The sequence below is a fragment of the Actinosynnema sp. NPDC023658 genome (genome assembly GCF_040639995.1).
Taxonomy (GTDB): Bacteria; Actinomycetota; Actinomycetes; order Mycobacteriales; family Pseudonocardiaceae; genus Actinosynnema.
This window is the reverse complement of the sequence record NZ_JBFAAX010000032.1, coordinates 24,627-32,886: the sequence shown is the minus strand read 5'-3', so window position 1 is coordinate 32,886 and position 8,260 is coordinate 24,627. Positions and strand designations below refer to the sequence as shown.

The window sequence follows — 8,260 nt, the reverse complement described above, 5'->3', positions numbered from 1 at the left end:
CCGCCGCGTGCCGCGCGGGGGGGCGTGGCCCCCGCTGCCCCTCAGGACGCTCGGCGTGCGGTCGTCGGCCGCCCTGGTGGCCTCGGCCAGGTCGGCCAGCACGCGCACGGCGGCGTCCATGATGCGGTCCGCCGACGGCGCGGTGGCGTGCGCCGTCACGAGGGGCGCGTAGGTGGCCAACGCGACCGGCGGCCCGCCGTTGGCCGCGGTGATCAGCTTGCGCCACTGGTCACGCCGGGGCAGGTCGGGAACCCCGGCCTGGGCGAGCACGGCGGTGGACAGCTCGTCGAGGGCGTCCCGCTCCAGCGCCACGAGGGTCGCCCGGACCGCCTCACGCCCCAGCCAGAACGCCGACCCCTCGTCACCGAGCAGCCACCCGTACCCGCCCGCGGTCGACACCAGCTCGTGGTTCTCGATCCTGGCCGTGATGGACCCCGTCCCGGCCACCAGCACGGTCCCGTCGGGTGACGCCGTGCCGGTCGCGAACGCCGCCTCGCAGTCCGTGATCACCCGCATGGGGCACCGCAGCCCGGCACCGCTCCACGCCTCCTCGAACAACGCCGCCACCGCCGGGTCGGTCAGCTTGCTCGACCCGGCCATGCCGAGCACGCCCGACTCGACCTTCGCCGCGTCCACCCCGTCCAGCGCCGCCGTCAACGCCTGCCGGACGTGCGCGGCGGCCAGCTCGGGCGGGTGGGAGTTGGGGTTCGCGCCGCCCGCGACCCCCGCACCGAGACGGGTGCCGTCCAGGTCGAGCACCAACGCCCGGGTGCTCGTGCCGCCGGCGTCCAGACCCACCACGAAGCCCATTCGCCCGAGTATGCCCAGCACCCCCCGGGTCCGGCACACCCAACCGGGTTGTGCCGGACCTGGCTCTGCGTGATCAACCGCCGAGCAGCCGCCGAGCGGCCAGGGAACAGCCGCCCACCGGCGCGGTCAGCGCGGTGCGAGCACCTGCGCCCGGTCGCCCGACGCGTTGTGGTGGTGCAGCAGGAGCAGGCTGTCGGCCTTGTCCAGCGCCAACGCCTCCGCGTCCCGCCGCACCCGCAGCTCCGCCCCGACCTCCGCCACGAACGACACGCCGCCCTCGACCACGAACCCCGGCCGCAACGGGTCGAACGACATCGGCGTGTCGATCCGGTCCACCAGCTCGTCCGCGTTGCCCGGCGCGGGGTAGTTCCCCGTCATCACGACCGTGTACGTCAGGCGCGCGCTCGCGGCCGCCGGGTCGATGCCCAACGCCGCCAGCGTCACCGGCAGCACCACCACGTCGCTGTCCATCAGGTTCGTGTCGACGTCGCCGTACTGGCCGTTGAGCGGCTGCTCGTCCACCACCGCGCCGTCGGCCACCCGCACGGTCCGCGCCAGCCACACGTCCGCCGTGACGACGTCCGCCACGGACGGCTTCACCGCCTGCACGAGGTAGTCGTGGGCACCGTCGCCGTCGGTGTCGATCCGGATCCCCGGGCTGGTGGCGATGCCGAGCGTGACCCAGTCGTGCCAGGTCACCACGCCGAACGCGAGCAGCCCGTCGGCCGGGGACGACGCCGCGCCGACGTACCGCAGGTCACCGCCCCTGGCCGACCCGTTGACCGCGCAGTCGGCCTGCACGTCGTCCGCGCAGTCGGGCAGCTCCGGGCTGGAACCCTGCAGCTCGAACGCGCTCAGCAGCGACCGGTACGCCTCGTCGCCCTCGCCCTGGTCCAGCGCCCGACCCCGGAGCGCCAGCGTGCCGCCGCCCGCGTCGACCGCCTCCACGTCCGCGACCGGCTCCGGCGCCGCGTAGACCGGCACCCGCAGCGTGTCGTGGCCGGACCGCACGAGCAGCCGCCCGGACGCCTCGGCGAGGAACTGCCTGGCCACGTCCGCCTGCCGCTTGGCCACCGTCGGGTCGGCCACCTTGCGCAGCTCGTCGGGCGCGACCTCCAGCGTCACGGTCACCGTCCGGGTCCCGCCCGGCGGCACGGCGAGCGTCCGCGGCCACACCTCGAACCGCGCGCCGGGCACGGCGGTCGCCTCCTGGTACTCGACCGTCGCGATGCGCGCCCGCGACGACTTGTTCACCACCTCCACGGTCTTGGTGAGGGTCAGCGGTGCCGCGGCCTGGACCGGCCCGAACGTCACGCCGACCGTGCCGGGGTCGTCCTGGACCATGGCGAGCAGCTCGACGCCGACCGCGTCGAGCGCGTCCACCCGTCCCGCGCCGACCCGCATCGGCGCCTCGGGGGTGCCGGTGGTGTGGTCGTCGCCGTCGGTCACGTCGCCGCTCGCGGTGTTCATGATCGCGGCCTTGACCTCTTCGACCGTCCACTCCGGATGGGTCTCGCGGACCAGCGCGGCGATGCCCGCCACGTGTGGCGAGGCCATCGACGTGCCGCCCATGCTCACCCCGTCGGCGCCGGTGCCGACCGCGGCGGACATGATCGTGTCGCCGGGCGCGGCCACGTCGGGCTTGGCCGCCGTGGCGCCGCGCGCCCCGCGTGCGGACGACGGCGTGATCGTGTCGGCCAGGGTCGGCGTCATCGTCGGCACGGAGTTGCGCAGCGAGCCGAGCATCCGCACCTGCAGCGCGCCGCCGGTCAGCGCGGGCCGCACGGCCTCGCTCGCGGCGTGGGTGAACTGGAACGCCGGGATGCCCGCGTTGCCCGCGATGGCGGCCTTGAAGACGTCGCTGGTGGCGGGCAGCAGCACGCCCTTCGCGCCCGCGGCCTGCGCGTTGTCGGTCCGCACGGCCGAGCCGCACTTCCGGGTGGCGTCGTCCTCGTCCCACTCCAGCCACACGAACCGGCCGCTCAGGTCCTCGGTGATCGGCGCGCAGCCGTCCTGGTTCGCCGGGTCGGACACCGGCACGACGGGCAGCTCCAGGTCGAGCGTGCCGTAGGCGGTGTAGCTCTTGCTGTACTGACCGGCCTGCCGCACGACGCCCGCCTCACCGGCCTCGACGCCGCGCACCTCGACCCCGTCGAGCACCGAGTACGCGTCCCGCGTGTTGGCCACCGCCAACGCCTCGGGCGTGTTCGCGGGGGAGGCGCCGACGTCGTAGAAGTCGCCGCCGTTGCCCGCCGACGCCACGACGACCACGCCGTGCTCCACGGCCTCGCGCACGAACAGGCTGTCGGGGTCGTCCTGGCCGCCGAAGTCGCTGCCCACGGACAGGTTGACCACGTCGAGGTGGTCGCCGAAGTCGCCGTCGCCGTCCGGGTCCAGCGCCCAGTCCAGCGCCGGTGCGACCAGCTCGGTGGCCCCGGTGCAGCCGAAGATCTTCAGCGCGTACAGCGAGGCCTTCGGCGCGGTGCCGGGGCCGATCTTCATGCCCGCCACCACGTCCGGCGTCAACGCCGCGTAGTCGCCGGTGAACGTGGTGCCGTCGGCGTTCTCGCCGTACCCGGCGGCGGTGCCCGCGACGTGCGTGCCGTGGCTGTGGCAGTCCAGCGGGTTCGGGTCGGGGACGGGCACCGCGTGCTCGGGGACGTGCGGGTCGTAGGCGTCGCCCGCGAAGTCGTGGCCGCCGACGACCTTCGCGGTCGGGGTCCACGGCGCGGTGGGGTCGATCGCGGCGTAGGCGGCGGGCGTGCCGGGGCCGCCGAAGTCGGCGTGGGTGTAGTCGATGCCGGTGTCGATGATGCCGATGCGCAGGCCCTCGCCGTAATGGCCGGTGTCCCGCCACACCTGCGCGGCCCGCGTCAGCTCCACCGCGCCCGCGTTGTCCACCGACTTCGGCACGCTCAACCGCACGGTCCTGACCTCGGGCAACGCGGTCAGCTCGCGCAGGCTCGCCGCGTCGGCGGTGACGACCACGCCGGGCACGGCGTTGCGGGTCGAGGCGACCTCGCGGGCGCCGGCGTCCTTGCCGCGCAACGCCGTCAGCACCCGGTCGGCCTGCGCGTCGGCGCGGTCGCGGGCCGCCCTGGCCGCCGCGACCGGGTTGCCCGCGCCACGCGCCTTCTCGTTCCCGTACGCCTCGGCGGCCGAGGTCGTGGCCAGCTCGACGAACGCCGTGACCGGCCCGGAGGCCCGCGCGAGCGTGGCGCCGACCCGCTCGGACGACCCGTCGCCGGCGTGGTGGGCCCGGTTCGGCGGCAGCGGCCGGGCCCCGTGGCCGTCGGTCGCGCCGGCGGTCGGTGGTGTGCCGGCCAGGAGCGAGCCGAGCAGTGCGGCGGTGGTGGCGGCGGACGCCCACACCGCGCGGTGGTGTTTCATCGCGACCCTTCGTGACGAGAATTCATCGGAGCGATAACCGGACACCCCCTAGACGGAGGCTGTTCCGGGCGCTATACATCCGATCTGTCGACCGGCTGTTGAGGAGGACCTGCCGTGCAGTTGTTGCGCCTGGGACCGTCGGGCTCCGAACGACCCGCCGTCCGCGCCGAGGACGGGGTGACGTACGACCTGACGCCGGTGACCGACGACGTGACCGGGGCGTTCCTCGCGGACGACGGCATCGCCCGCACCAGGGCCGCGCTCGCCGCCGGAGAACTCCACCCGATCGTGGACGACGGGGTGCGGATCGGACCGCCGGTCGCGGGGGTCGGCAAGCTCGTCTGCATCGGCCTCAACTACCGCGACCACGCCGAGGAGACCGGTGCGACGGCCCCGTCCGAGCCGGTGGTGTTCCTCAAGACGCCCGACACGATCGTCGGGCCGAACGACGAGGTGCTGGTGCCGCGGCGCTCGGTGAAGACGGACTGGGAGGTCGAGCTCGGCGTCGTCATCGGTCGCGAGGCCCGGTACCTGGAGTCCACCGAGGAGGCCCTGACCTGCATCGCCGGGTACGTGCTGTCCCACGACGTCAGCGAGCGCGAGTTCCAGCTCGAACGCGGCGGGCAGTGGGACAAGGGCAAGAACTGCGAGACGTTCAACCCGCTCGGCCCCTTCCTCGTGCCCGCGGACGAGGTCGCGGACCCGCAGGCGCTGGGGTTGCGGCTGTGGGTCAACGGCGTGCCGCAGCAGGACTCCTCCACCAAGAACATGATCTTTCCGGTGGCCGAGCTGGTCCGCTACCTGAGCTGGTTCCTCGTCCTCCGACCGGGCGACGTCATCAACACCGGCACGCCGGCCGGCGTGGCGCTGGGCCAACCCGAGCCGAAGCCGTACCTGAGGGCGGGCGACGTGGTGGAACTGGAGATCGACGGGCTGGGCCGCCAACGGCAGACGTTCGGGCAGGCGTGATGGGTCCCGGGCCGGACCGGGTCGTCGCGCTCGACGTGCTGGACGTCCGGTTCCCGACCTCGCGCGAGCTGGACGGCTCGGACGCGATGAACCCCGACCCGGACTACTCCGCCGCCTACGTCGTGCTGCGCACCTCCGCCGGGCCGGACGGGTACGGGTTGGCGTTCACCATCGGCCGGGGCAACGACGTGCAGGCCGCCGCGATCCGGTCTCTGGCGCACCTCGTGGTCGGCCGCCCGGTCCCGGAGACCGCCGCCGACCTGGCCGGGCTGTCCGCCGAGCTGGTCGGTGACTCGCAGCTGCGGTGGCTCGGCCCGGAGAAGGGCGTCGCGCACATGGCGCTCGGCGCGGTGGTCAACGCCGCGTGGGACCTGGCGTCGCGCCGGGCGGGCCTGCCGCTGTGGCGGTTCCTGTCGGGCATGACGCCGGAGGAGATCGTCGGCCTGGTCGACTTCCGGTACCTGTCCGACGCGCTCACCCCGGACGAGGCGCTGGACCTCCTGCGCCGCGCCGAGCCGGGACGCGCCGAGCGGACCGCCGCGCTGGTCCGGGACGGCTACCCGGCCTACACCACGTCGCCGGGGTGGCTCGGCTACACCGACGAGAAGCTGGCGGACCTGGCGCGACGGGCGCTGACCGACGGCTTCGACATGATCAAGCTGAAGGTCGGCGGCGACCTGGACGACGACGTGCGCCGGCTGCGGCTGGCCCGCGAGGTCGTCGGTGACGGCGTGCGCATCGCGGTGGACGCCAACCAGCGGTGGGACGTCGACGCGGCGATCGCGTGGGTGCGGGCCCTGGCGCCGTTCGACCCGTACTGGGTCGAGGAGCCCACCTCGCCCGACGACGTGCTCGGGCACGCCGCCATCGCCAGGGCCGTGCGCCCGATCAGGGTCGCCACCGGCGAGCACGTGCAGAACCGGGTGGTGTTCAAGCAGCTGCTCCAGGCCGACGCGGTGGACGTGGTGCAGCTCGACGCGTGCCGCGTCGGCGGCGTCAACGAGAACGTGGCGATCCTGTTGCTGGCGGCCAAGTTCGGCGTCCCGGTGTGCCCGCACGCGGGCGGCGTCGGGCTGTGCGAGCTGGTGCGGCACCTGGCGATGGTCGACTTCGTCGCGGTGTCCGGCACGCTCGACGGCCGGGTCGTCGAGTGGGTCGACCACCTGCACGAGCACTTCACCGACCCGGCCGTGGTGCGCGACGGCCGCTACCTGGCGCCCGTCGAGCCAGGCTTCTCGGCCCGGCTGCACGAGCGGACCCTGGCCGACTACCGGTACCCGGACGGTCCGGTGTGGACGAAGGCGGCCGGCGTGGCCGGCACGACCGACGAGCGGACGGAGGAGCGGTGAGCGAGTTCGAGGGCCTGGTCGCGGTGGTGACCGGTGGGACGTCGGGCATCGGCCTGGCCACCGCCCGGCTGCTGGCGGCACGGGGTGCGACGGCGGTGGCGCTGGACCTGAACCCCGAGGTCGACCCGCCGGTGCACGGCATCAGGGCGGACGTGTCCGACGACGCGTCGGTGCGCGCCGCGGTGGACGAGGTGGTCGAGCGGTTCGGCCGGCTCGACGTCGTGGTGAACAACGCGGGCATCGGCGCGCAGGGCGACGTGACCGCCAACCCGGACGACGAGTGGCTGCGGGTGCTGGACGTGAACGTGGTCGGCATGGTCCGCGTCGCCCGCGCCGCGCTGCCCCACCTGCGCCGGTCACCGTCGGCGGCGATCGTGAACACCGGTTCCATCGTCGCCTGGACAGGGCTGCCGCAGCGCGCGCTGTACTCCGCGAGCAAGGGCGCGGTGCACGCGTTGACGCTGGCCATGGCCGCGGACTACGTGCGCGACGGCATCCGCGTGAACGCGGTGGCCCCCGGCACGGCGGACACCCCGTGGGTGAGCCGCCTGCTCGACGCCGCCCCGGACCCGGCCGCCGAGCGGGCCGCGTTGGAGGCCAGGCAGCCGCACGGACGGCTGGTCTCGGCGGACGAGGTCGCGGGCGCCATCGCCTACCTGGCCGGCCCGCTCTCCGGGTCCACCGCCGGCACCATCCTCGCGGTCGACGGCGGCATGCACGGGCTGCGGTTGCGCCCGACGCAGTCGTGATCCCCCTGTCCCGCCTGGGGTTCGGCGGCGGACCGATCGGCAACCTGTACGCCGAGGTGTCCGACGCGGACGCGTTCGGCGCGCTGGAAGCCGCCTGGGACGCCGGCGTCCGGTACTTCGACACCGCGCCGCACTACGGCCTCGGGCTGTCCGAACGGCGGCTGGGGGAGTTCCTGGCGACCAAGCCGCGCTCGGAGTTCGTCGTGTCCACGAAGGTCGGCCGGGTGCTGGAGCCGTGGTCCGGCGGCGGGGACGACCTGGCGAACGGCTTCGCCGTGCCGGCGTGGGCGCGGCGGCGGTGGGACTTCGGCGCGGACGGCGTGCGGCGGTCGTTGGAGTCCTCTTTGGACCGATTGGGGCTGGACCGGGTGGACGTCGTGTACGTGCACGACCCCGACTCGCACGTGGAGCAGGCCGTGTCCGAGGCGGTGCCCGCGTTGGCGGCGTTGAGGTCGGAGGGGGTCGTCGGGGCGATCGGCGTCGGGATGAACCAGTGGCAGGTGCCCGCGCGGTTCGTGCGGGAGACCGACCTGGACGTCGTGCTGCTCGCCGGGCGGTACACCGTGCTCGACCACACCGGGGCGGAGCTGCTGGACCTGTGCTCCGCGCGCGGCGTGGCGGTGGTGGCGGCCGGGGTGTTCAACTCCGGGCTGCTGGCCCGGCCGGAGGTCGGCGCGACCTACGACTACCGCGCCGCGCCCGACGAGCTGGTCGAGCGGGCCCGGCGGATCGCGTCGGTCTGCGCGCGGCACGGCGTGACGCTGCCGGGGGCGGCGGTGGCGTTCCCGTTCCGGCACCCGGCGGTGGTGTCCGTGCTGCTGGGCGTGCGGTCGGCGGACGAGGTGCGGGTCAACGCGGCGTCCGCCGAAGCGCCGGTGCCGGACGCGCTGTGGGACGACCTGCGCGCGGAAGGGCTGCTGTGATCGCCGGGTTGCCGGGCCGTCCTCGCGGCCAGGACGGGCCCACCGACCCCGCTCCCGGCTCGGGGTCACC

6 protein-coding genes are annotated in these 8,260 nt (G+C 74.6%); 4 read left to right on the top strand and 2 right to left on the bottom strand.

Annotated elements, in window-relative coordinates; translation table 11 throughout:
• Both AB0G02_RS07035 and AB0G02_RS07030 read right to left on the bottom strand, forming a co-directional pair.
• A partial coding sequence (locus AB0G02_RS07035) for a BadF/BadG/BcrA/BcrD ATPase family protein (RefSeq protein WP_360790554.1) occupies window positions 1-810 on the bottom strand: 810 nt, incomplete at its 3' end.
• 126 nt (window positions 811-936) lie between these two features.
• A complete protein-coding gene (locus tag AB0G02_RS07030; protein ID WP_360790551.1) occupies window positions 937-4,200 on the bottom strand; it encodes a S8 family serine peptidase in 3,264 nt (1,087 codons plus the stop codon).
• A 114-nt stretch (window positions 4,201-4,314) separates the two neighbouring features.
• On the opposite strand from AB0G02_RS07030, the gene AB0G02_RS07025 reads away from it, so the two are divergent.
• From AB0G02_RS07025 to AB0G02_RS07010, 4 genes are read left to right on the top strand one after another with little or no spacing between them, the layout of a single operon-like run.
• On the top strand, window positions 4,315-5,169 hold the full coding sequence (locus AB0G02_RS07025) for a fumarylacetoacetate hydrolase family protein (RefSeq protein WP_360790548.1): 855 nt from the start codon (window positions 4,315-4,317) through the stop codon (window positions 5,167-5,169).
• Complete coding sequence (locus AB0G02_RS07020) at window positions 5,169-6,518, top strand: enolase C-terminal domain-like protein (protein ID WP_360790545.1); 1,350 nt, start codon at window positions 5,169-5,171, stop codon at window positions 6,516-6,518. Before AB0G02_RS07025 ends, AB0G02_RS07020 begins: the two co-directional genes overlap by 1 nt.
• Window positions 6,515-7,267, top strand: coding sequence for an SDR family oxidoreductase (locus AB0G02_RS07015; protein ID WP_360790542.1), 753 nt, complete (start codon window positions 6,515-6,517; stop codon window positions 7,265-7,267). The genes AB0G02_RS07020 and AB0G02_RS07015 overlap by 4 nt, the downstream gene beginning before the upstream one ends.
• The gene (locus tag AB0G02_RS07010) at window positions 7,264-8,190 is read left to right on the top strand and encodes an aldo/keto reductase (RefSeq protein WP_360790540.1); all 927 of its coding nucleotides are present in this window, start codon (window positions 7,264-7,266) and stop codon (window positions 8,188-8,190) included. Before AB0G02_RS07015 ends, AB0G02_RS07010 begins: the two co-directional genes overlap by 4 nt.
• Window positions 8,191-8,260: the final 70 nt, after the last annotated feature.

Excerpts from the sequence above, each read along its gene's own strand:
- AB0G02_RS07020 (WP_360790545.1), top strand. The coding sequence starts at position 5,169 with ATGGGTCCCGGGCCGGACCGGGTCGTCGCGCTCGACGTGCTGGACGTC.
- AB0G02_RS07030 (WP_360790551.1), bottom strand. The coding sequence starts at position 4,200 with ATGAAACACCACCGCGCGGTGTGGGCGTCCGCCGCCACCACCGCCGCA.